Raw genomic sequence first — 22,353 nt, 5'->3', positions numbered from 1 at the left:
TGAAATCAGACTTTACCGAGAGCGCTGCCCGGAAGCGTATACTCAAGAGCGCCGGACTGTCGGGTGTAAGCATTGATTGCCCTGGTCCTCATATAACCGGTGCTCCCGGGATTGAATATGGCGGAATCCTCGGAAACAGCCGTTTGAGTAAGAGAGAGCTGCTGATAAACATTCTGCACATGCTGCTCTTCACTCTGGGCACGGGGATAGGTTTTTGATCGGAATTCGCGCGAAGCCTTGCGGGCTTCGTCCGGTTCAAATTCGAGGTCCTTTGCAGTGAAGTTTACACCGAGCTTGCCAATACTGAAGCCGAATTTACGCGTTACCACGCGCGCCTTTACTTTTTCCGCTTCAGCAGCAGTCTCACCGGACCACCTCTTCGCATTATCAGCATATTGGCTGATACCCTGCGCTTCTATTCTCACTACTTACTCCATCAGAAAAAACCGTTCCGCGTACACAAAAAAAGGCCGACTGCCATCACTGGCAATCCGCCGTATCTGCGAGACTTTCGCAATCATCCATGAAGGGTACGCGGTATTTACGGCTTCCGTCCGTGGAAGCTGATGAAAATATACTTCTGCTGATTTGTATTAATATATAATATGTACAGGCAGATTTGGCAAGAGGGCGAGCAGTGTAATCAAACTGACGGCAAGGCTTTGCCAGACACCCACAGGCAATAAATTTAAAGACTGAGAATTCAACACAGCGAGGGAAGCGCGAATTTCAGTTTTTTCACATAAAAGGGAAAGCCGGAGCCTTATAATCAGTCTGAAACTTGCAATCCGGTGGGGAAAAACATAACTTCCCCTGAAACTTAAGCAGTGTAGGAGATTATGAGCAACAAAATTCTGACAAAAAAAGCACTTATCCCCGGCCAGACATCCATGCTGGTCATTGACTGTCCTCAAATTGCCAAAAAGGCTAAACCGGGAAATTTCGTAATTCTACGCATCCATGAAAAAGGTGAACGCATCCCCCTGACCATTGCCGACACCGACAAAGAAGCAGGTACCATCACTATCGTCTACCTCGTTGTTGGTAAAAGTTCCGCCCTGCTTGAGACATTAAATGAAGGGGATACAATTCTCGATGTCTGCGGTCCCTTGGGCAAACCCACCCATATTGAAAAATCAGGTACTGTCATCTGTGTAGGGGGCGGAACCGGAATCGCAGCCATGCACCACATTGCCAAAGGTCACCATCTGGCCGGAAACCATGTCGTTGCCATTGTCGGCGCACGCAGTGAAAACATGCTCCTTTTCTGTACCGAACTGGGCTACTTCTGCCCCGAACTGCTCATTGCCACCGATGACGGCAGTTCCGGCCACAAAGGATTTGTCACCGATCTCCTGCGTGAACGCCTTGAACAGGACAAAGATGTTTCCGAAGTCGTAGCCATCGGTCCCGTGCCGATGATGGAAGCAGTCGCCAAGGTAACCGAGCCTTTCGGCGTTAAAACCACAGTCAGCCTGAACTCCATCATGGTTGACGGAGTGGGCATGTGCGGTGCCTGCCGTTGCAGTGTAGGCGGAGAAACAAAATTCGCCTGCGTGGACGGCCCTGAATTCGACGGACATGAGGTTGATTTCAATGAACTGAGAATGCGCCTCTCCCAGTACAGGGAACAGGAAGACCTCTCAATGCAAATGTTCAGGAGTTGTAATTGCCATGGTGAATAAACAGAATTTTACCCCCACCCGTACCCCGATGCCGGAACAACCGGCTGATGTCCGTAACAAGAACTTCAGCGAAGTTGCCCTCGGTTATTCCAAAGAAGAAGCCATGGCAGAAGCCGCCCGCTGTCTGCAGTGTAAAAAACCGCTCTGCCAGAAAGGCTGTCCGGTTGAAATCGACATCAAAAGTTTCGTCAAGCATCTTGCCGACGGAGACATTCCTTCCGCGTACCGGGTTATCAAGGAAACCAACGCCCTGCCCGCTGTCTGCGGACGCGTATGTCCGCAGGAATCCCAGTGTGAGGGTTCCTGTATTCTCGGCAAAAAATACGAGCCTGTTGCTATCGGACGCCTTGAACGCTTTGTCGCCGATTCCTTTGACAGTGATTCCGCCTGTGAAATGATCACCGGACACACAGCCTGTTCCCTGCCCAACGACCAGTTCAAAGTTGCCTGCATCGGTTCCGGACCCTCCAGCCTGACCGTAGCCGGATACCTTGCCGCACGCGGCGTTCCGGTCACCGTATACGAAGCCCTGCACGAAGTAGGCGGAGTATTGATTTACGGTATCCCTGAATTCCGCCTGCCCAAGTCAATCGTCGCCCGCGAAGTGGGTGCGCTCTGGTCCAAGGGTGTAACCTTCCTGCCCAACTACGTTGGCGGTAAAACAATTACCGTGGAAGATCTTTTCGAAGACGGATTCGATGCCGTATTCATCGGTGTCGGTGCCGGGTTGCCGTGGTTCATGAACATTCCCGGCGAAAACCTTGTGGGCGTTTTTTCCGCCAACGAATACCTGACCCGCATCAACCTGGGCCGGGCCTATGATTTCCCAAACTACGACACCCCCGCACCCAAGGCCCGCAATGTGGCCGTCATCGGCGGCGGAAACGTAGCTATGGATGCCGCCCGCACCGCCCTGCGTCTCGGCGCGGAAAATGTCTATATCACATACCGCCGTACTCAGGAAGAAATGCCGGCCCGCCGAGAAGAACTGCATCATGCAATTGAGGAAGGCGTACAGCTTGAGCTGCTCACCTCCCCCATCGCCATTAACGGCGACGAAAATTCCCGCGTAAAATCCATGACCCTGCAGGTAATGGAACTCGGAGAACCGGACGACTCCGGTCGCCGCCGTCCCGTTGCAGTGGAAGGAAAAACAAAGGAACTGGAAGTAGACATGGTTATCCTCGCAGTGGGAACCGGAGCCAACCCGGTTCTGCTCGAAGCCACTCCCGGACTTGAGCTCAGCAAGCGGGGCTACATCGTAACCAATGGCGAAACTGGAGAAACTTCCATTCCCAATGTCTACGCAGGCGGGGACATCGCCGGCGGGTCCGCAACAGTAATCTCGGCCATGGGCGCAGGTCGCCGTGCGGCTAAGACTATTGCTGAGAAGCTGGGAGTTTAGTTATCCTCCGTCTCTTTGCTGAACCCTGTAAGGATATGCAGAGTGAAATCATAAGCAGAATAGGGCTTGATTAGTATTACCCCTCTGTTCAAGCAAAAAGCAAAGCCCCCGATCATGCAGAATCGGGGGCTTCTTTTTCGTCAATCCAATGGAGGACGAAAGGGGGGAGGTGTAGTTCTGTAGAAATTATGCTGCCGGGGCAGTGGTATGCTTTCCGGTCATAATCTCGAGTATAACCTTGTCAGTCTGGGCCATTCCCACGGAGCCTAGCTGGCCCACGTTGCGGATGCAGACTTCAATATCATCATCCAGAATACCGTCTTTTCCGGGAATGCAGATACCTTTCATAGCCAGCAATGCAGAATTGATCGCCGCTTCCACAGCAGAGGAAACCTTCAGCGCACAGGATGTTTTAGCCCCGTCGCAGATCATTCCGGCAATATCACCGAGGGTGTTCTTGATGGTACTTTCAACTTCTTTCAGCCCGCCACCCAGAATAAGTACAATGCCGCAACCGGACGCGGTAGCAGCAAGGCTGGCTCCGCAAAGCGCAGAGAGCTTACCGAGATGGTTCTTCATATGAACAGCGGAAAGATGGCTTAGAATCAGTGCCCGGATGAGCTGTTCTTCTTCGGCGTTACGGCGTCTGGCAAAGGCAACCACAGGCAAGGTAGCTGTTAAACCCTGATTACCGCTGCCTGAATTGCTCATGACCGGCATCTGGATACCTTCCATGCGTGCATCAGAAGCTGCTGCGGTCAGTTTAATCGCGTAAGAAACAATATCGTCGGAACGGATTCCGTCTTCAATATCCTTGGCAATGGATTTACCGACCTTCAAGCCCCAATCAGAAGCAAGTCCTTCAGCGGCGACCTTTTCATTGAGTTCCACAGCCTCAAGAATAAATCGCAGGTCTTCGAGCGGAGCTTCGGTTGCGTATTCAAAAATTTCTTTCATGCTCATGGTGCAGCCGGACTTCTCGTTGTCTTCGCTCAGCCACGGGGCAGAGAAAATTTCTTCACCATTTTTTTCCACCAGCACGATTGCAGCATGCGCACGGGCTATCACGCAACGGGCGGAATCTTCTCCGTTCTCAACCACCGCTTCAACGTAAAGCAACTCTTCAGTATCAGCCAGTTGCACCTGCAGACGCCCCTCGGAGATCAACTTCTTGCCTGCTGCCAGTTGCTCGGCATCAAGGTCACGCAGAACTTCGAGTGCGAGATCGGATTTACCCCCGGTAACACCCACGGCTGCGGCAATATCCAGCCCGGTCATACCGGTACCGGGAACACCTACACCCATGCCGTTTTTCAGCAGGTTGCCGCTGACCTTGACCACTACCTTTTCAGGCTCGGTTCCAAGAGTTTCAGCAGCTTTGGCTGCAGCGAGGGCTATTGCAACAGGCTCTGTGCAGCCCAGTGCGGGGACAACTTCACGTTTCAGAATTTCTGCGAATTCAGACCATTTTTTATTGATCATTATGGATGCCTCCGGCGGCCCTTCGGGGTCCAGAGAACCCTTTTGCAAAAGGGTTCTCTGGACTCTCCCAAAACCTTTTATTAAGGCTTCGCCGCGTTGTATGACCGAAACTGCTAGGAGTCAGTTCGACCTTGCGTGGAAAAACAAATTTTTAAATTTATTACAGCCATTGTCTCCAGCGGCGAAAGCCAACTGAAAAGTTTTGGGATTCTAAAACTCTTTTTACAAAAGGGTTTTAGCCGCCGGAGGCAAAACTTTTCATTAAAAAGCGCGAAGCGCATCAAGACTCCTGCGGGACCATGAGATCCCGCAGGATATATGGAAGACCGGGCTTAAGATGCGCGGGCTTTATCAAGCTCACCGTTACGGTTGAAGATGCCTTCCATCATGAGAGCAAGGGCGCCGTCACCGGTTACGTTGCAGGCAGTACCGAAGCTGTCCTGCAGGGCGAATACTGCCAGCAGCAGAGCCACACCGGCAGGATCGAAGCCGAGTACGCCGACGACAATACCCAGCGAAGCCATTACGGTTCCACCGGGAACACCGGGTGCGCCGATGGCAAAGATGCCGAAGAGCAGGATAAACAGAGTCATAGTGCCTACGGAAGGCAGGGTGCCGTAGAGCATCATGGAGATGGTCATGGCAAAAAATGTCTCGGTAAGCACGGAACCGCAAAGGTGGATAGTTGCGCCGAGGGGAACCATGAATTCAACAGTATCCTTGCACAGGGCTTTGGACTTGCCTGCACATTCGAGTGAAACAGGCAGGGTCGCGGCGCTGGACATGGTACCTACCGCAGTGAGGTATGCGGGAGGATAGTGCCTGAAAACTTCAATGGGGTTACGTTTGGAAATAATGCCTGCGAGGGTGTAGAGGAAAGCCAGCCAGATGAAATGTCCGACAAGAACAATTGCAATAACTTCAAGGAACACGGGAAGCTGCTTGGTCAGGCTGCCTTCGTATGCAAGACCCGCAAAGGTGGTTGCAATGAAAAAGGGCAGGACGGGGATGATAATCCGGTTGACGACCTGCATCATGATATTCTCGAATTCACCGAGCATATTTTCAAAGGTCTTGGCCTTGACCCAGATAGTAGCGAGACCGAGCACAACAGCGGTAACCAGAGCGGTCATAACAGACATGATCGGCGGAATGGAAAGCTGAAAGACTACTTCAGGAAGCTCGCGAAGACCTTCAATCTGAGTGGCGATGGACAGATGCGGAATGAGAACGTATCCGGCAACAGCAGCCATTGTAGCGGCACCCGCGGCGGACAGATAAGCGAGGCCGACACCTACGCCCAGCATCTTGGATGCATTCTGGCCCAGTCTAGTGATCGCCGGAGCGATAAAAGCCAGAATAACTAGGGGAACAGTATAGAAAATGAACTGTCCCATTACGTATTTGGCTGTAACCACAACTTCAATTACTGCATGGTTGGCAAAAAGGCCGATTACGACACCGGCAGCAATACCGACAAGCAACTTAATAATCAGTCCGAATTCCTTGAATTTTGATTCACTAGACATTTTCCACTCCTTTGTATGGGCACGCAAGCGGCCCTGAAAATTCACCCGGCAGCACCGCGGACCGGATTTTACTATTTATTCGCTACAGCCTCGATCTCAACCAGAGCGCCAAGGGGAAGGTTAGCCACTTCGAAACAACTGCGTGCAGGGAAAGGCTCTGAAAAATAAGTTGCATAAACTTCGTTGATGGCAGCGAAATCTTCGATGTTCTGGATCAGCACGGTAGTCTTGACCACGTTGTCCATGGCAGTTCCGGCTGCTTCAAGAACGTACTTGAGATTATCGAGAGCCTGCTTGGCCTGTGCGCCGGGGCCTTCGGGCATCTTCCCGGTTTCGGCATCAATGGGCAGCTGGCCGGAGGTAAAAACCATATTTCCGGTTTCAATAGCATGTGAATAACAACCGACTGCTGCCGGGGCCTTATCGCTTACAACTACTTTTTTCATTGTTCTCTCCTGTATGGATTTTTTATTTAAGTGCAAAAAAAACAACCTTCACGTTGTGACGAATTCACGTATAGCGATAAGAAAATCACACGTCAATAATTTTTTATTTTAGCGAGAACTTTTTATTACTTTCACCAAAAGAAATATGATTTAGAAAAAAAACTTCACTATTTTTCGAAAAAAGCAGTACTTACCCACTTACCTTAAAAAATAAAAAAACCGGATCAAACTCTCAAAGAGTTTGATCCGGCTAAGAAAATTCAATCTACTAAAAATTATTTATCGTTAATCTTCTGCAAATAACGGTAAACTGTGGCTTCGGAGACAACCAGATGCTTGGCTACATCCTTGATAGCCCCTTTAAGCATGAAAACCCCGCGTTCGTTGAGAGTTGAAACCACATCCATTTTCTCTTCGGGAGTCATGCGTTCAGGGAGAATATTAGTATCTGAAATAACGCGCACAATCAGGGATTCGGTCAGGTCTTCCATGGATTTTGGGAAAGTTTCGCTGTGCTCTTCTTCAGCAGGAGCACCGCCGAAATCTTCCTTATTTGATGCACGCTCAAAACCGGCACTGCGAATGACCTTGTTGATCAGATCACGGGCGGCAAGCATGTCAGAAGTGTCCATGTTCAGACAGAGCATCCCCAGTAATTCCCCGTCAGAATCCTTGATGAAATATGTTGCGGAATGAAGGATATGGCCGTTACGCCCCTCTGTGGTGTAGCCCATCATCCAATCTTTCTCGCGGTAGACCTCATTGACCAGAAATTTCAATGCCAGATCAGTCAGCGGAGCACCTACTCCGCGACCGGAAATGTGTTCATTGGCAATGGCAAGCACGGATTTTTCCTTGCTGGTTGTATCATGCAGAACAACCTCACAATTCTCTCCCAGAAAAGTCCCCAGAAACTCAACAAAAGGGACATAATTATCTATTTTTCTTGATTTGGATTTTGAGCTGGCTGTGGATGGCAAAACTTGCTCCTCGTAATAATTTTTTATCATCTCCAGAATTTTTTGTACTCATGATAAAAAATTTGTCAATCATCCTATTCAACAATTATAATCCGGCCAAAATCTCACAAAAATCTTATGCTGTATTTTTGCCGGAAGCCATTGTATATAGAGGATTAACCACTAACACCATAAACCATACAAATAATGCATATTGATAAATTCGATTTTGACGCGACCCTGCTGACTGTAAATTTTGCAACCCGCCTGCTGGCCATGGAAGTTGATCCGGACATTCTTACCGACCGGGTTCTTGAAGCTTTCTGTGATCTCGGCAACTGTCAGGACGCTACCTTGATGATGTATGACGAATACCGTCAGCTAAAAGGAGTGGCTGCATCACTCAAACACCGTCGAGTCATTATTGATGAGCAGATTCCGCTGACCAAGGCCATGCATGAAGCCGCCCAATCCCTGAAACCGGTGGTACGCCCGGTCTGTGATGATTCAATCTACCCCCTGCCCTCTAAATGCTGCGAAACGGACAAAACCTGCCTGTGCATTCCGCTGGTTGGTTCAAGGGACCGCGTCAGGGGATTTGTCACTCTATATCGTCCTAAAGAGCAGCAATGGGATATTTCCGAACTTTTCCAACTGGGTATAATTTCCACTGTAGCTGCAATTTCCATTGAAAACTCCAGACTGTTCCGGCAAACCATTGAAGACAGCCTGACCGGGCTGTACATGCGCCGTTACCTTTTCATCAGGTTGCGAGAGGAAGTGCAACGCTTCAAACGCCGGGGAGGCCCCCTCTCTGCAATCATGCTGGATGTGGACAACTTCAAATCCGTCAACGACAATTACGGACATGCCACCGGAGATGTGGTTTTACGTACATTGGGACAAGTGCTGCACGATAACAGCCGTCAGGGTGTGGATCTACCCTGCCGCTACGGAGGGGAGGAATTCGTGGTGCTTATGCCCGGTTCCGAAAAAAAAGAAGCGGAAATAGTGGCTGAAAGAATCAGAAGCGCATGCGAAGAAAAAGAAATCCACGCCCCGGAAGGCAAAATAAAAATAACCCTCAGCTGCGGTATTTCCTCCATAGAAGAATGCGATCCCCCATCAGCAGATGAATTGCTCAAAATCGCGGACCAAAGGCTGTACTGCGCCAAGCAGTCCGGGCGCAATCTGGTAATCTGTAAATAAAAAAATCCCGGTCAGGACTCCCAGCTCATTACCCGCTCAGCATGTCCCGTGTATTCATCCTTAAGTTCCTCAATCACCCATGTCTCGGCAGCAGGCAGGTACTCATTGCGCATGGCAACGAGGTTGTATTCCCAGAATTTTCGGGAAACAAGATCATGGGCCTTGGTGGATATTTCACAAACAAGGCATTGCTCGCCAAAGGTTTATAAACTGAAAAAACGATGTGCGTTGTCTGAGCAGGCCTTCCAGAGTTCATTCACATCCATGCCTTTCAGCTCTGCCACTTTGGCGGCAGTAAAAACCACAAACGCAGGTTCATTGCGCTTGCCGCGCCACGGCTCCGGGGTCAGGAAAGGGCAGTCCGTTTCCAGCACCAGACGGTCCAGAGGAATGGATTTCACAGCTTCCTGAGCAATTTCATTTTTCTTATACGTAACCGGTCCGGGAATGGAAATATACCAGCCGTGTTCAATTATGCGCTGCGCTGTCTCCGCATCGCCACCAAAACAGTGCCAAAGCAGCGGCTTGCCGGACCAACCGAAATCTTCCAGAACATCAAAGGTGCGCTCATGAGCATCCCGGCTATGGATTACAACAGGAAGATCCAGATCTTCTGCCAATTGGAGCTGCTTACGGAACACATCCTCCTGCACATCGTAAGGTACACGGTCCCAATAGAAATCAAGCCCGATTTCACCCACCGCTTTCAAGCGCGGGTCAGCTTTAAAGGCGTCCCTCATGGCCTCAAGGTCTTCATCCACAAATTTACCGGAGTCATTGGGATGCACCCCCAACAGAAAGAAGACCTCCGGGTAATCTGCAAATAGGCCCTTGTTTTCATGGTAGGCCTGCGGTCCCAGAAAAACATTACCTATTTTGCCAACACCGCTCTCTTTGGCCCTCGCCAGCACTTCCTGAAAATCTTCACGGAATTCTTCCAGATCCAAATGGGCATGGGTTTCCACGCCCGGAATATTAATGCCCACGCTCTGGGGCAAGGCCCTGTTTTTCTTTTTTTTCTTAGACATGAGAATAGATATGATGCGCTATCGCGCTATTAATGAAAAGATTTTGCTTCCGGCGGCTTAGCCCTTTTTGAAAAAAAGTCTAAGAACCCCAAAAACTTTTAATTGGGATTTGGGGAAACTTCTAAAAATTATCCCAAATCTCCAGAACAGTTTTTTCCTGCTCTTCCATGGTATATGAACGGATGGTCTGTTGCCCTGCTTCTAAGGCAGTGTCAAGAACAGGACCGCCATTACGCCAGAGGTTAATGGCTTTTTCAAGGTTGAAAGCCGCGTCCAGCACGTCTGAATCTGCAGACCAGAATCCGTTTCCATCCCACGGCACATCACGCAGCGGCCACCAAGGTTTGAAAGTCGCCCCTTCGATCTGACGCATGTAATCCCAACCGCCGAATCCTGAAAAACCCACCGGAATACAACCGGAAGCAAGGGACTCAAGAGGCGGCAAAGGACATCCTTCGGGAAAACCGGAAACAAGAAAAATATGGCAGGAACGCAAAGTATCAGCCACACCTTGCGCATCCATCCCGGCAATCTCTACCCAACGAACCCCGGCACCGGGGTTACGGGATTCAAAAATAGACTTAATCTGCCTGACCAAAGCTTTATTCTTACGTGGCATGTAGGCAATCCTGATATTTCCTCCGGGTTTATTTTCCGACGGAAAAAATAACCCCGTATCAATGCCCGGCCTCAAAACAGGCGAAACTTTGCCCAAGGTCTGCTGCATGAACCATTCGACCGGATGTGAAACAGCCAGAAAAGAAACCGGAAGATCCGCCCACGAAACACCTTCGGGTAAAGATGAAAACAGATAGGCCCAGTTCTGACAGTAGACAACACAACGCGCCCCGGCATTAAGGCCCGGTGCGAGACTGTTCACCCAGCCTTCCGGCACCAGCCAGAGATCATCCGGGGTCAGCTGCACATCATTCCAATGAACCGGGTCAGGGTAACCTTCGGAAAGCTGCGGCATCCAGCTCCCTTTCTCACGCATGACAAGCTGAACATCCTGACCGTGCCGGGCAAGGATTGAAGCTATCTGGCAAAAAACGGTAATCCCCCCGGTGGCCTTACGTACAGGAGGTATAAATATATATGTTTTCATAATTTTGTTTCCCTAGGAGAAACATACAACTGATTCAAAGGATTGCAAAGCACTCCCCTCAACGAAGCAGCGAAGCCCTGATAAAAGGAGATTCACTGCTGCCGCGGAGAACCCCGCCGGAGACAGAATCTTTCCATGCAAAAGCGCGATAGCGCATCAGATTCATTCATGTTATCAAACTCACGTGACAAACGAAGCACAGTACATAATCAGCGGCCTGATGGACCATAATTTTTTATTGCCGGACCTTTTGAACGAGGTTCCTATCGGTATTGCTGTGCTTGACATCGAGGGCCGGGTAAAGCTGGTCAACCGTGCATGGCAGACCATCACCGGAGCTGACCCGGTCGGCATGCAGGGCCTGAAATGCTACCTCGGCCTGCGTTGCGATTACTGCTTCAAAGGCTGCCCGGTCATGGCCGATAAAGCGGACTTTCAGGCGGTGTCAGTTGATGCGGACATTATTGACCGCACAAGGACCAAGGTTCCCATCCGGCTGACACTTTCCCCCTTTGTAAACAGTGATAATATCATCTCGGGATATGTGGAAACCATTCAGGATATCCGTCAGGTTGCAGAACTTAGCAGTTCGGCCAGCAAGGCTTATTCGCTTGGCGGACTAATCGGCACCAGCCCGGAAATGGTCAAAATATTCAGCATGGTTCCATCCATTGCGGCCACAGATTCATCAGTGCTGATCACCGGGGAAACCGGAACCGGTAAAGACGTGCTCGCCGAGGCAATTCATAATGCATCCGACCGTGCGGGAGCGCCTTTTATTAAAGTCAACTGCGGCGCTCTGCCCGAAACACTGCTTGAATCGGAACTTTTCGGCCATGTAAAAGGGGCCTTTACCGGCGCCAATGAGGATCGCCCCGGCCGCATCAAGCTGGCCCATAACGGTTCATTCTTTTTGACCGAAATCGGAGACCTGCCCCTGCCGTTACAGGTAAAACTGCTTTCTTTTCTGGATGATAAAGTCATCCATCCTCTGGGTAGCTCCCGGGGGTTCAATGCCGATGTGCGGGTTATTGTCGCCACCCACAGGGATTTGAAGAAAATGGTTCAGGACAAGACCTTCCGCGCCGACCTGCTCTTCAGGCTGAACGTTGTTCACCTGCACCTGCCCCCCCTGCGGGAGCGCGGTGACGATATCCTGCTGCTCAAAAATCATTTTCTCATGGAATATTGCAATAAATTCAATAAAAAGATCAAAGGGTTCACAAAGAAATCAGCTAAAATTTTATCCGCTTACCGCTACCCCGGCAATGTGCGTGAACTGAGCAATATTGTGGAATACGCCGTAAACTTCTGCGACCGGGATATTATCGGCTCCAACCACCTGCCCGCCTACCTAACAGAGCAGGACATCCTGCGTCCGGTCGCCGAATCCACTCACGCATCACAGGAGCGGGAGGTTCCGCTTGAATATTCCTCGGCCCGGAACTGGGATGACGCCGAGAAACACATGATAATGGATGCGTTGGTAAAATGCGGAGGACGTAAAGGAGAAGCCTCAAGCCTGCTCGGCTGGTCCCGCTCAACCTTCTGGCGGAAAATGAAAAAACACTCCATCAGCGGATAATTTATGTCGCACAAGATCTTGATCCCACTACATAACAATGAAGTTGCCCCGCGGTTTGACCTTGCAACAGACGTTCTGCTGGCAAAATTTACAAACGACGGCAAAATCAATGACCGCATCATTGTCCTGCCGCAGGCTTCAGCAGACGATCTCTGTGCACTGGCTACTTCCGACAACACCCACGCAGTGATCTGCGGCGGCATTGATGACGAGCATTACCAGTATCTCAAATGGAAAGGCATCGAAGTCTTCGATGATGTCATCGGCCCTATAAACAAAGTCTTACAGGCCTACAAGGAGAACGGATTGGCCTGTGGAGATAATTTTTACACTTCCTAAGCTCCCCTAACCACCTGTATATCAATTATCATTTGGCTCCGTCTCATTCTTTGTTTCTATTTGTTTCATTATGTTTCTTGCGAAATCTTTCACAATGATTCATTTTGTTTCAACAAAAAGAAACAAAAAACTTCCCTACAAACATAATACTTTGGTATAAATGGAATTATTTTATCTGGCATACCGAGTGCTTTTATAAAACGGGTGCTGCAAAGGCCGAATTCCCGGCCAACAGCGAATACAGCGTTTTAAAACATGAAAACAATGATTGTTGAAAAGGACTCGGAATTCCGTGAACACCTAGCGCTGCGGCTCCGGAGCGAAGGACTGGATGTCGCTGAATCAGGTAATCTGGATGAGGCCGAAAAATTTATCCACGAGAATGAACTTGATGCCATAATCCTAGGCCTGTCCGGATTCGGACGCAGCTCTTTGCAGTTCATGGAGGACATTTCAACAGTGGTTCCTGATTTAAAAGTTGTTTTAATCAATAGGCACAATAAGATTCCGCTTTCCATAGAAGCTATGAATCTGGGGGCATGTGCTGAAATTTCAGTTCCGGTGGACATTGCCGCTCTAATTAAGACTCTGCGCAGATTCTGCCCTAGAGCAGATTAAAGCAGGAAGATTTCCTTCGGACAACCTACACAGGGGGAAAACGTGAAAAATTTAAAAGTCAAAGATTTGATGATCCCGGCTGAAGAATATTGTCGGGTAAAAAAAGACGCAACTCTTCACGAAGCAATGACTCAACTGGTCATACAGGGCGAAGAGAAAGGACGCATTCATCCACACCGCGACCTGCTGGTTGAAGATGATGAAGGCAACATCATCGGAAAGGTAACCATGCTTGATATCTTCAAGTCCATGGAGCCAAACTATTTCAAGATGGATTACAAGGATCATCCCAGCGTACTGAGTAAAGAATATGTCCAGAAGGTATATACTGACTTCAATCTCTGGTCCGAACCGCTCAACACCCTTTGCCAGAAATGCGCCGCTTTAAAGGTGGAAGAGCTGATGCACACTCCGAGAAAAAGTGAATTCATCAACGAAGAGGACAGCATAGACAAAGCTCTGCACTCATTTGTCCTCGGCCTTCACCAGCCTATCCTCGTCCATAAGGACAAAAAGGTGGTCGGGGTGCTTCGCCTCGGTGATATCTTTGAAAATGTAAGAAAAGCAATTCTCCGCTGTGAGATTTAAAACAGCTAATTTCTAAGGAGTTATAAAAAATGACTGCTGAAGCTGCAACTAAGCCCGGATTTAATTTCAAAAGGCTGTTCTTCATGCTGCTGGGAATATCCATTTTCGCCGTTGTCTATTACTGCCCGGCATGGCCGGATGCGGTGGATCCAGGCGGACAGCATTTCGTACTTAGCAAAGAAGCCAAGGGCGCCATCGGAGTATTCCTGCTGGCCGGCACATGGTGGGTATTTGAAGTTGTACCCATCGGTGTAACCTCTCTGGCCATCGGCATACTGCAGGCCATGTTCTTCATCAGGCCGCCTAAAGTGGCGTTCAAGGATTTCATGGACCCCTCTGTCCTGTTTATCTTTGCGTCCATCATGATCGGCCTCGTCTTCACCAAGACAGGACTGACCAAGCGTCTGGCTTACAAGATGCTCATGATTGTCGGTGAAAAAACCAGCCGTATCTATCTCGGAGTATTCGTTGTAACCGCGCTGCTGACCCATATCATGGCTCACACCGCTGTTGCTGCGACAGTCTATCCGCTGCTGCTGGCTATCTACTCCCTGTATGGAGAAGGCGACAAGCCCACCAAGTTCGGTAAGGGTCTGTTCATCGGTATGGCTTTTATTGCCGGTGCAGGTTCCATCGTAACCCTGCTCGGTGCTGCGCGCGGTGCGGTCGCCATTGGTTTCTACAACCAGATCCTGGGCAAGGACATCACCTTCTTCGAACTGACCTACTACATGGCACCTATCGGCTGGGCCATGGTATTCCTTCTCTGGGGCTTCTTCATGGTCTTCCTGAAGCCTGAAAAGGACGTTATTCCCGGCCTGCGCGAAAAGGCCCGTGAACTCAATAAGCAGATGGGCCCTCTCTCCCGCGATGAAAAGCTGGCCGCTGTTCTCGTCGGTGCAGTAATCCTGATCATGAGCCTCAGGTCTTTCATTCCTGAGCTGAAAGCAATCGACAAGACCTCCATTATTCTGGTCTCATCCGTTTCTTTCTTCCTTTTCAACATCTTGGATATCAATGACCTTGAAGATATTCCCTGGAACATCATCCTGCTCTTTGCCGGTGCCATGTCCATCGGTTTCTGCCTCTGGGATACCGGAGCGGCCAAATGGATGGCGGTCAACTGGCTGGTTCTCTTTCAGGATTCAAGCGGATTTGTATTCATCATGTCCATCGCCTTCTTCGTACTTATGATGACCAACTTCATCATGAACGTGGCGGCGATCGCAATCTCGCTCCCGGTGGCACTTGTCATCGCGCCTTACCTCGGCGTAGCCCCGGAAGTTATTCTCTTCGCAGCACTGGTTGTTGCCGGTATGCCCTTCCTTCTGCTGGTCGGTGCCGCCCCCAACGCCATTGCTTACGATTCCAAGCAGTTCACCACCGGGGAATTCTTCATGTACGGTATCCCCGCAAGTATCATGCTGCTGGTTGTTGTCGCCATCTTCGTCAAAATAATATGGCCCCTCATGGGTATGCCGGTAATGTTGCCGGGTTAGCATTATAGATGTATAGAGGAATATTAAACATAGGCAGGAGGGTTCCGGCACGGTATGCCGGAACCCTCCGACTAATACAAACCCTGCTGCCGGTTTCCGCCTACGACTTCCGGCACTTACCAAAAAGCGAGAAGGATTTTTATGAGACAGCTTAACAAGCTAATCGAGCATATTGCCAAGCGCGTTAACGTAAACCTGCGTGAACCACTAGTTGATGTCGGTCCATACATTAAAGACCTCATCCCCAGAGACGGCTTTGCCCTATACTATGCTTTCTATTCCCTGACCAACAACCATCCGCTCATGTTCAACTTCCGCCATTCCAGCATTGGTGGCACCTACTTTCTAGGAAAGTGCAAAGTAAACCACTCCATCCTTTATAAAAGTGATATCCGTGGCGACGAGCTGAAAAGAAAGGGCAGCATAGTTGAAATCAACGGTCAGAAGCTCAAACTCCGGGATGATGAAGTCATTAAGATACGTGACAGTTTTTTGATGAAGACCCTTGTTCACAACAACTCCCACGACCCTGAAAACCTTGAATGTTTCAAGATTTCAAACACCGTATCCCTTCATTACGCAAACATTCACGGAACTTCCGTGGAAGGCTGCTTTCTTGAACCCTTTTCATCAGCCGATCTTTCCATCTTCCATGACTGCGCTGTGGGCGCATATTCATACGTGCAGGCCGGAGAGCTCTCCCATAAACGCATAAAGGCAGGGCGCGTCTGGGTTAAAGCTGACGGAGCTTTTGAATTCAACTACCAGTATCCGGAAGAAATCCTCGCCAAGTATATCCGAATGGAAAATCACAGGCCTAAAGGGATTCTTATGGACTTCTTTGACGAACGCAAAGAAGACTTTGTACCCATCTATTCCTCAGTGAAACCTGAAAATATGCTGGAAATTCCGGAAGGAGCCTCAGTCAGCCCTTATGCTGTTATCAAAGGCAACTGCAAGGTAGAAAAAAATGTTCTCGTGGCCCAAAGGTCATACATCGAGAACTCCATACTCGGCCCCGGTGCCAACGCGCAGGAAAACTGTTATATTATCAACTCCGTATACGAAGGCAATGATGTAACCGCCCACGGCGGCAAGGTCATCCACTGCCGCCTCGGCCAGCAGGTCTTCGTCGGCTTCAACTCTTTCCTCAATGGTAAGGAAAATGCTGAGATCGAAATCGGAGCTGGATCTATTATCATGCCTCACACTATTATAGACACTGCCGAGCCTGTGATAATACCTGACAATTCTCTTGTTTGGGGCTATATCAGCAAGCAGGAAGATCTCGAAATGCACTCGATTCCTCTTTCCGACTTCGCTGCACTCAAAGGCCAGTTCCGTCTCGGAAACATGACCTTTGAAGGTATCGGAGCCAAATTTGTTGATGGATTCAGGCACCGTATCGAACACATTCTCGAAGCGAACGGCGCCTTCTGGGACGGTACCGAAGAAACCGCGGGCCATTCCCAGCAGACTCAGGACATATCCTTCAATATCCTTCAGCCCTATCCCGAAGGAGAATTGCAGGGACTTTATCCGGAACTGACAATCGACCCGCTGGTCCCCAGTGATCTTTAGCGCTACTTACCTCCCGAATAATTCCATATTTATTTGGGAGGAATTATATAGCGCACCAAACTAACACACTGATCATTTGGTTCCACACAAAAGGCAAAAGGAGTAAACCGTGCCCAAAACAATGTCACAAGCGCTACAGAAGAACCTTCTGGGTAATTCTCCCGACTGGTACAAGCTTACCATCATCGGTTTTCTGGTGCTTAACCCCATCCTGCTGGCAGTAGCCGGACCGTTTATCACCGGATGGGTGCTTATCGGTGAATTCATCTTCGCCCTTGCCATGGCCCTTAAATGCTACCCCCTGCCCGCAGGCGGCCTGCTCGCCATTGAGGCGGTAGCCCTCGGTATGACCTCTCCGGATACCGTATACAGAGAAACTCTGCACAACTTCCCGGTCATCCTGCTGCTGATGTTCATGGTTGCAGGTATCTACTTTATGAAAGACATGCTGCAGTATGTTTTCACCAAGATACTGACCAAAATCAAATCCAAAGTTATCATCTCCCTGCTGTTCTGTTTTGCAGGCGCCTTCCTGTCCGCGTTCCTTGATGCGCTGACAGTTACTGCGGTCATCATAGCTGTGGCCTACGGGTTCTACGGAATCTACCACCGCTTTGCATCCACCGGTAAGTGCACCATTTCAGATGACTCCATGCTCAAAGGAGAATGTGTCAGTCACCTTTCAGAATTCCGCGGATTCCTGCGCAACCTGCTCATGCATGGTGCGGTAGGTACAGCTCTCGGTGGGGTATGTACCATCGTTGGTGAACCCCAGAACCTGCTCATCGGACACGTCATGGAATGGCACTTCATGGAATTCTTCATGCAGGTTGCGCCTGTTTCCATGCCTGTTCTCGCTGTAGGCCTGACTACCTGCGTCATGCTGGAAGTTACCGGTATCTTCGGATACGGCTTCCAGTTGCCCCAGAACGTGCGTGAAATTCTTGAAGAAGAAGCACGCAAAAACGATGAAGAAATGAGCCTTAAGAAAAAAGCAGCACTGTTCACTCAGGCCTGTGCCGCAATCTTTCTGGTCCTCGCACTGGCCCTGCATATCGCAGAAGTAGGTCTGATAGGTCTGGCTATCATCGTTGCTCTGACCGCTCTTAACGGCGTTACCGAAGAACACCAGATCGGCCACGCGTTTGAAGAAGCTCTGCCCTTTACCGCCCTGCTGGTTGTCTTCTTCGCCATTGTTGCTGTCATTCATGACCAGCATCTCTTTGCTCCGATCATCCACTACGTGCTTGCTCTCGAAGGTAAAGTACAGTTGGCCGCCTACTATATGGCTAACGGCGTGCTTTCAATGATTTCAGATAACGTATTCGTTGCGACAGTATACATTTCCGAAACCATGAAAGCATTTCAGGAAGGTATCATCGACCGTCAGCAGTTTGATCTGCTCGCAGTTGCCATCAACACCGGAACCAACATCCCCAGTGTTGCAACTCCTAACGGTCAGGCTGCATTCCTGTTCCTGCTGACCTCCGCCATCTCGCCTCTTATCAGGCTCTCCTACGGCGAAATGGTCAAGCTGGCCTTCCCATACACCATCACCATGTCTCTTACCGGATTAGCTTCTGTATGGTTTTTCCTGTAGGAAAAGGCTCTTAAACACAAATAGAGGGAGACCGTAAGGTCTCCCTCTATTACTCAACCGATCCGTTCCTAAACCTCTGTTTTCGATACAAATACACGCTCGTCAAATATAGTTCCCCAAAAATATATGCAATCAAACGTTCATAGAGCTGGCCCGTTTTAACGGGTAGTAAAATACAAAAAAATAATGGTGTTGAAACAAGAAGATCAACACCATTATCATTAATTCAGTTTGGCTTTACAGGGTCCTACAAATTCCGAACAACTATAAAGCTAGCTAAAAATCTTATCTAATTTAATTGTATTAGGATCAAAAGACTTGTCCACAATAAAGAACCAATCTTTATATTTTGGGTTCGGTACGATATGCTCATACTCTTCTAAACCTTCGGCTGTAATTAAAAACTTTCGGTAAGAGAAATCATCAAGAATCTTATCATATCTCTCATAATCTCTTGCTCTCATCAAAACTTCACAAACCATTACAGGCCGTATTTTTTCAAGAGTTTCTTTCCCATTTTCAAATATATCAACCTCAGTTCCTTCAACATCAATTTTAAAGCATGCCTTCTTACCTAAATATTTTGGGACACAAATTTCATCAAGGGTAAGGATAGGAACGCTGGTACTATCGCCATTAGCCACAGAATCTTCTACAGACAGGGAAGTTGGCATTTCACTGGATATCTTTTTAACAGGAGAGTTAAAAACTCCTTTCGCGCCAATACCGTTTAATCTTGCATCAATTTTTCCTTCCAATCCATTTAGCTTTATATTTTCAAGAAAAATATTATGTGCTTCAACTAAAATATCAAACGCAACATTCTCAGCTTTAGAATTATGTTTAGCAGCAGCCAAAGCAAACAAGCCCGAGTTCGACCCGATATCAAACACAACTTCTGATTCACCAACGAACTTTAAGAATAACTCCAAAGCAATCCTGTCTTCAGCCGGCTCACGCCTTCCATTTGTCCAAAAGAACTTTTTTGCAATGCTGCAACGTTCAGGGCAACACATACTGAATTCTGCTACAGGCAACTTCACAGAAGCTATAATTCCTGGCTTTACAGGCAATCTGCTAATCCAATCATATTTATCTGCAAACAAACTACGCATTGCAACACAAAGATTATGGTACCCTGGGCAATAAGGCAGAGTTAATTTATATATTTTTCGCAGCAAGATACTGATTTTCATATGTAATTCTCCGTTTTTTACAATAAGAGGCAAGCATCAACTTGAAATTTTAATACTTTCTTTAACGACTGACTGGAATTAAATGCAAAACTCGACTTCAGTCAACCGAAAAAACAAGAGCATACATACATCCTATCCCTGCATACGGCTGATAATTCCGTCCAGATCCTTTGCCAGTTCCGACATACGGCTGACGGCCTCTGCTGATTCATTCATTGCATGCGCTGTCTCACTGGCAATGGTGTTAATCTGCGTAGTCGAGCGACTGATCTGCTCACTTGCTGCAGACTGCTCCTCAGATGCCGTGGCAATGGAACGAACCTGATCAGCAGTTTCGGAGACCTTCTCAACGATTTCTTTCAAAATAGAACCGGACTGGTTGACCAGCTCCGTAACTTCACCGATGGCTATGGTCGACTTTTCGGTATTGGTGATGTTGGTCTTGGCACTGTCCTGAATGCGGCCGATATATTCTCCGACTTCACTGGTAGCATTCATAGTGGATTCTGCCAACTTGCGGACCTCATCGGCAACCACGGCGAATCCGCGCCCGGCATCACCGGCACGGGCCGCTTCAATAGCGGCGTTAAGTGCCAGCAGGTTGGTCTGATCCGCAATATCACTGATCACGCCCATTATGTTGCCTATGCCTTCGGCCTGCTGACCGAGATCAGCCATGTCTTTCTGCATCTGGTCCGATTGCGCACGGATCAGGGAGATGGTTTCGACTGCTTGAATTACCATCCGCTCACCTTCACCGGCTTTCTGCTGCGAAGCATCAGCAAGCTCCGCTGCAGTGGAAGCATTACGCGCCACATCAAATACGGTGGAGTTCATCTCTTCCATGGCAGTAGCTGCCTCACTGGCCATAGCGGACTGCTCCTCGGCACCTCGACTGGACTGCTCCACCTGTGCGGCCAGAGCTTCAGAAAAACCGGCAACCTCATTGGAGACCTGGGTGGCGCTGGCTGCAGCTTCGGAAATCATGATATTATGTTCTTCAATCTTGTGCTGCTGCTCACGAATTTCAGTCATATCCACCCATATAGCCACCGAACCGAGCAGATTCTTATCCATGTCATAAAAAGGGGTAGCAGAAATCATAATATCCTTATGGTGCCCCTTCACAGTAGTATATTCAACTTCCTGCTGAATCTGGCGCTCACCCTCAATAGCCTGCTGGGAGATCGTCTTACGCCCTTTTTCATTGTATAAAAACTCTCCGGGATCCATACCTACGGCCTGTTCAGGGCTGACATTTGTTTCAATAAGTTCACAGATATGGGAGTTGGCCCAAAGAACCTCATCATTGGGACCAATAATTGAACAAGGCAGGACCAGCCCCTTGAGCACGCCCTCGGAAAAACCGAGTTTGTTTTTCAGCTCCGCAACCATGAAATCAATATTTTCAGAAAGATCCTTGAGCTCACATACAAACTTACCGTCAAGCTCCGCCTTGAAATTGCCCTGTGCAATCTCGCTGGTGAAATCACGGATTATAGCCATAGGTCCGGTGACCTGTTTACGGATGGTAAAAACAATGACTCCCACTAGACCCAGCACCATCACAATCCCCATGCCGATAAGCACTGTGCGCTGTTCAATTGCAGCCCGGGTCAAGTCCGATACATACGCAGACATGCAGACCACCCATCCAGTGGAAGGCACTACCTGGAAAAACTGTAATTTGGCCCGACCCTCCCACTCATATTCCGTATGCCCCTTAGGGGCAGCAAGACTGTCTTTAACAAACTGGTTGCTGGAAATATCTTTTAAAATAAGATCCTGATTCATTTTATGGGCAATGATGCGGCCTTGCTTATCCAGAATATAGGCGTAACCGTCTTCTCCGATGGAAATGTCGCCAATTATACCTTGGGCATATTTCTGCCAGTCCAATGAAGAGATAAAACCTCCAATAAGTCTGCCCTGCTCATCCCGGACCGGAACTGCCATGACGACAATAAAACGTCCATCCAGCACAGACTTCACAACTTCTGAGACCGCAAATGAACTTCCATTCAATATTTCCTGCACATACTTTCTGGAATGTATATCCGCTCCTGCCGCTGACTGTCCATTTGAGCTAAGGCCAAGAATAACTTTACCGTCCGTGCCGAAAACGCCTAAGGCAGTCAGCCGGCTATTATTACTTAGCCTCTCCCGAAAACTGGCCATAATCATATCCCGGGCAGATTCATCCCTAAATGCATTCTGCAGACCGGCATTACTTGCATAATCAGCAAGATCACTCGCGGAGAGCTCGAGAAACTGATCAACTTCGTTGACAATTTTATTGTTCAATACTTTCATGTTCTGCTTCTGAATATGCAGAACAGCAGAATTTGTCATGGAGCTGACGACAATCACAAAACCCGCAACTGAAATAGCGACTACTGCAGTTATCAATATTGCAAGTCCGGTATTTATACTCTTAAACCTCACGGCTATCCCCCTTTAATTAATGTTTAAATTCAGGCAACTGGTATATAACCGGGG

Annotated in this window: 20 protein-coding genes; 11 read left to right on the top strand and 9 right to left on the bottom strand. The window is 48.8% G+C overall.

Translation table 11 applies throughout. From position 1 onward, the window contains the following. Nucleotides 1-5: 5 nt before the first annotated feature. On the bottom strand, nucleotides 6-425 hold the full coding sequence (locus ACKU41_RS13455; protein ID WP_319777899.1) for a hypothetical protein: 420 nt from the start codon (nucleotides 423-425) through the stop codon (nucleotides 6-8). Nucleotides 426-839: 414 nt separating this feature from the next. Between ACKU41_RS13455 and ACKU41_RS13450 the strand changes: the two genes are divergently transcribed. Both ACKU41_RS13450 and gltA read left to right on the top strand, forming a co-directional pair. Further along, nucleotides 840-1,685: a sulfide/dihydroorotate dehydrogenase-like FAD/NAD-binding protein gene (locus ACKU41_RS13450; protein ID WP_321401496.1), complete on the top strand. Its 846-nt coding sequence runs from the start codon at nucleotides 840-842 to the stop codon at nucleotides 1,683-1,685. After that, on the top strand, nucleotides 1,675-3,090 hold the full coding sequence (gene gltA / locus ACKU41_RS13445; protein ID WP_321401494.1) for an NADPH-dependent glutamate synthase: 1,416 nt from the start codon (nucleotides 1,675-1,677) through the stop codon (nucleotides 3,088-3,090). The genes ACKU41_RS13450 and gltA overlap by 11 nt, the downstream gene beginning before the upstream one ends. 186 nt (nucleotides 3,091-3,276) lie before the next feature. Here the strand turns inward: gltA and ACKU41_RS13440 are convergent, their stop codons facing one another. Next, entirely contained in the window at nucleotides 3,277-4,572 is a 1,296-nt protein-coding gene (locus ACKU41_RS13440; RefSeq protein WP_321401492.1) for an L-serine ammonia-lyase, iron-sulfur-dependent, subunit alpha, read from the bottom strand. 135 nt (nucleotides 4,573-4,707) lie between these two features. Between ACKU41_RS13440 and ACKU41_RS13435 the strand changes: the two genes are divergently transcribed. Beyond that, nucleotides 4,708-4,875, top strand: a complete 168-nt coding sequence (locus ACKU41_RS13435) for a hypothetical protein (RefSeq protein WP_321401490.1) — start codon at nucleotides 4,708-4,710, stop codon at nucleotides 4,873-4,875. Between the two features lie 29 nt (nucleotides 4,876-4,904). On the opposite strand, the gene ACKU41_RS13430 is transcribed toward ACKU41_RS13435, so the two are convergent. From ACKU41_RS13430 to ACKU41_RS13420, 3 genes are all read right to left on the bottom strand, one after another. After that, nucleotides 4,905-6,101 (bottom strand): dicarboxylate/amino acid:cation symporter, encoded by a 1,197-nt coding sequence (locus tag ACKU41_RS13430; RefSeq protein WP_321401489.1) that lies wholly within the window; start codon nucleotides 6,099-6,101, stop codon nucleotides 4,905-4,907. Nucleotides 6,102-6,172: 71 nt separating this feature from the next. After that, a complete protein-coding gene (locus tag ACKU41_RS13425) occupies nucleotides 6,173-6,547 on the bottom strand; it encodes a RidA family protein (protein ID WP_319777894.1) in 375 nt (124 codons plus the stop codon). A gap of 275 nt (nucleotides 6,548-6,822) precedes the next feature. Then, nucleotides 6,823-7,527, bottom strand: coding sequence for a PAS domain-containing protein (locus ACKU41_RS13420; protein WP_319777893.1), 705 nt, complete (start codon nucleotides 7,525-7,527; stop codon nucleotides 6,823-6,825). Between the two features lie 186 nt (nucleotides 7,528-7,713). Here ACKU41_RS13420 and ACKU41_RS13415 point away from each other — a divergent pair, with 186 nt between their 5' ends. After that, nucleotides 7,714-8,715: a sensor domain-containing diguanylate cyclase gene (locus tag ACKU41_RS13415; RefSeq protein WP_321401487.1), complete on the top strand. Its 1,002-nt coding sequence runs from the start codon at nucleotides 7,714-7,716 to the stop codon at nucleotides 8,713-8,715. Nucleotides 8,716-8,918: 203 nt separating this feature from the next. On the opposite strand, the gene ACKU41_RS13410 is transcribed toward ACKU41_RS13415, so the two are convergent. Next, nucleotides 8,919-9,743 carry a TatD family hydrolase gene (locus ACKU41_RS13410; protein WP_321401484.1) on the bottom strand — a complete coding sequence of 275 codons (825 nt, stop codon included), beginning with the start codon at nucleotides 9,741-9,743 and terminating at the stop codon, nucleotides 8,919-8,921. A gap of 121 nt (nucleotides 9,744-9,864) precedes the next feature. Beyond that, complete coding sequence (locus ACKU41_RS13405) at nucleotides 9,865-10,848, bottom strand: glycosyltransferase family 1 protein (protein ID WP_321401481.1); 984 nt, start codon at nucleotides 10,846-10,848, stop codon at nucleotides 9,865-9,867. Between the two features lie 220 nt (nucleotides 10,849-11,068). Here ACKU41_RS13405 and ACKU41_RS13400 point away from each other — a divergent pair, with 220 nt between their 5' ends. The 7 genes from ACKU41_RS13400 (at nucleotide 11,069) to nhaB (ending at nucleotide 18,658) form a co-directional block, all read left to right on the top strand. After that, nucleotides 11,069-12,433, top strand: a complete 1,365-nt coding sequence (locus ACKU41_RS13400; protein WP_394700668.1) for a sigma-54 interaction domain-containing protein — start codon at nucleotides 11,069-11,071, stop codon at nucleotides 12,431-12,433. A 3-nt stretch (nucleotides 12,434-12,436) separates the two neighbouring features. After that, complete coding sequence (locus tag ACKU41_RS13395; RefSeq protein ID WP_319777887.1) at nucleotides 12,437-12,772, top strand: dinitrogenase iron-molybdenum cofactor biosynthesis protein; 336 nt, start codon at nucleotides 12,437-12,439, stop codon at nucleotides 12,770-12,772. A gap of 255 nt (nucleotides 12,773-13,027) precedes the next feature. Beyond that, nucleotides 13,028-13,390, top strand: a complete 363-nt coding sequence (locus tag ACKU41_RS13390) for a response regulator (protein WP_319777886.1) — start codon at nucleotides 13,028-13,030, stop codon at nucleotides 13,388-13,390. A gap of 42 nt (nucleotides 13,391-13,432) precedes the next feature. Continuing rightward, nucleotides 13,433-13,978 (top strand): CBS domain-containing protein, encoded by a 546-nt coding sequence (locus ACKU41_RS13385; RefSeq protein WP_319777885.1) that lies wholly within the window; start codon nucleotides 13,433-13,435, stop codon nucleotides 13,976-13,978. Nucleotides 13,979-14,007: 29 nt separating this feature from the next. Then, nucleotides 14,008-15,477 (top strand): SLC13 family permease, encoded by a 1,470-nt coding sequence (locus ACKU41_RS13380; RefSeq protein ID WP_319777884.1) that lies wholly within the window; start codon nucleotides 14,008-14,010, stop codon nucleotides 15,475-15,477. 141 nt (nucleotides 15,478-15,618) lie between these two features. After that, complete coding sequence (locus ACKU41_RS13375; RefSeq protein WP_319777883.1) at nucleotides 15,619-17,058, top strand: transferase; 1,440 nt, start codon at nucleotides 15,619-15,621, stop codon at nucleotides 17,056-17,058. 109 nt (nucleotides 17,059-17,167) lie between these two features. Then, on the top strand, nucleotides 17,168-18,658 hold the full coding sequence (nhaB, locus tag ACKU41_RS13370; protein WP_321401473.1) for a sodium/proton antiporter NhaB: 1,491 nt from the start codon (nucleotides 17,168-17,170) through the stop codon (nucleotides 18,656-18,658). Between the two features lie 272 nt (nucleotides 18,659-18,930). On the opposite strand, the gene ACKU41_RS13365 is transcribed toward nhaB, so the two are convergent. Both ACKU41_RS13365 and ACKU41_RS13360 read right to left on the bottom strand, forming a co-directional pair. After that, nucleotides 18,931-19,854 (bottom strand): FkbM family methyltransferase, encoded by a 924-nt coding sequence (locus ACKU41_RS13365; protein WP_321401471.1) that lies wholly within the window; start codon nucleotides 19,852-19,854, stop codon nucleotides 18,931-18,933. A 132-nt stretch (nucleotides 19,855-19,986) separates the two neighbouring features. After that, a complete protein-coding gene (locus ACKU41_RS13360) occupies nucleotides 19,987-22,299 on the bottom strand; it encodes a methyl-accepting chemotaxis protein (protein ID WP_321401468.1) in 2,313 nt (770 codons plus the stop codon). Nucleotides 22,300-22,353 lie beyond the last annotated feature (54 nt).

The organism is Maridesulfovibrio sp., from assembly GCF_963678865.1.
Taxonomy (GTDB): Bacteria; Desulfobacterota; Desulfovibrionia; order Desulfovibrionales; family Desulfovibrionaceae; genus Maridesulfovibrio.
Note: the sequence above shows the minus strand (reverse complement) of the source record. Positions and strands in the feature narration are given on the sequence as shown.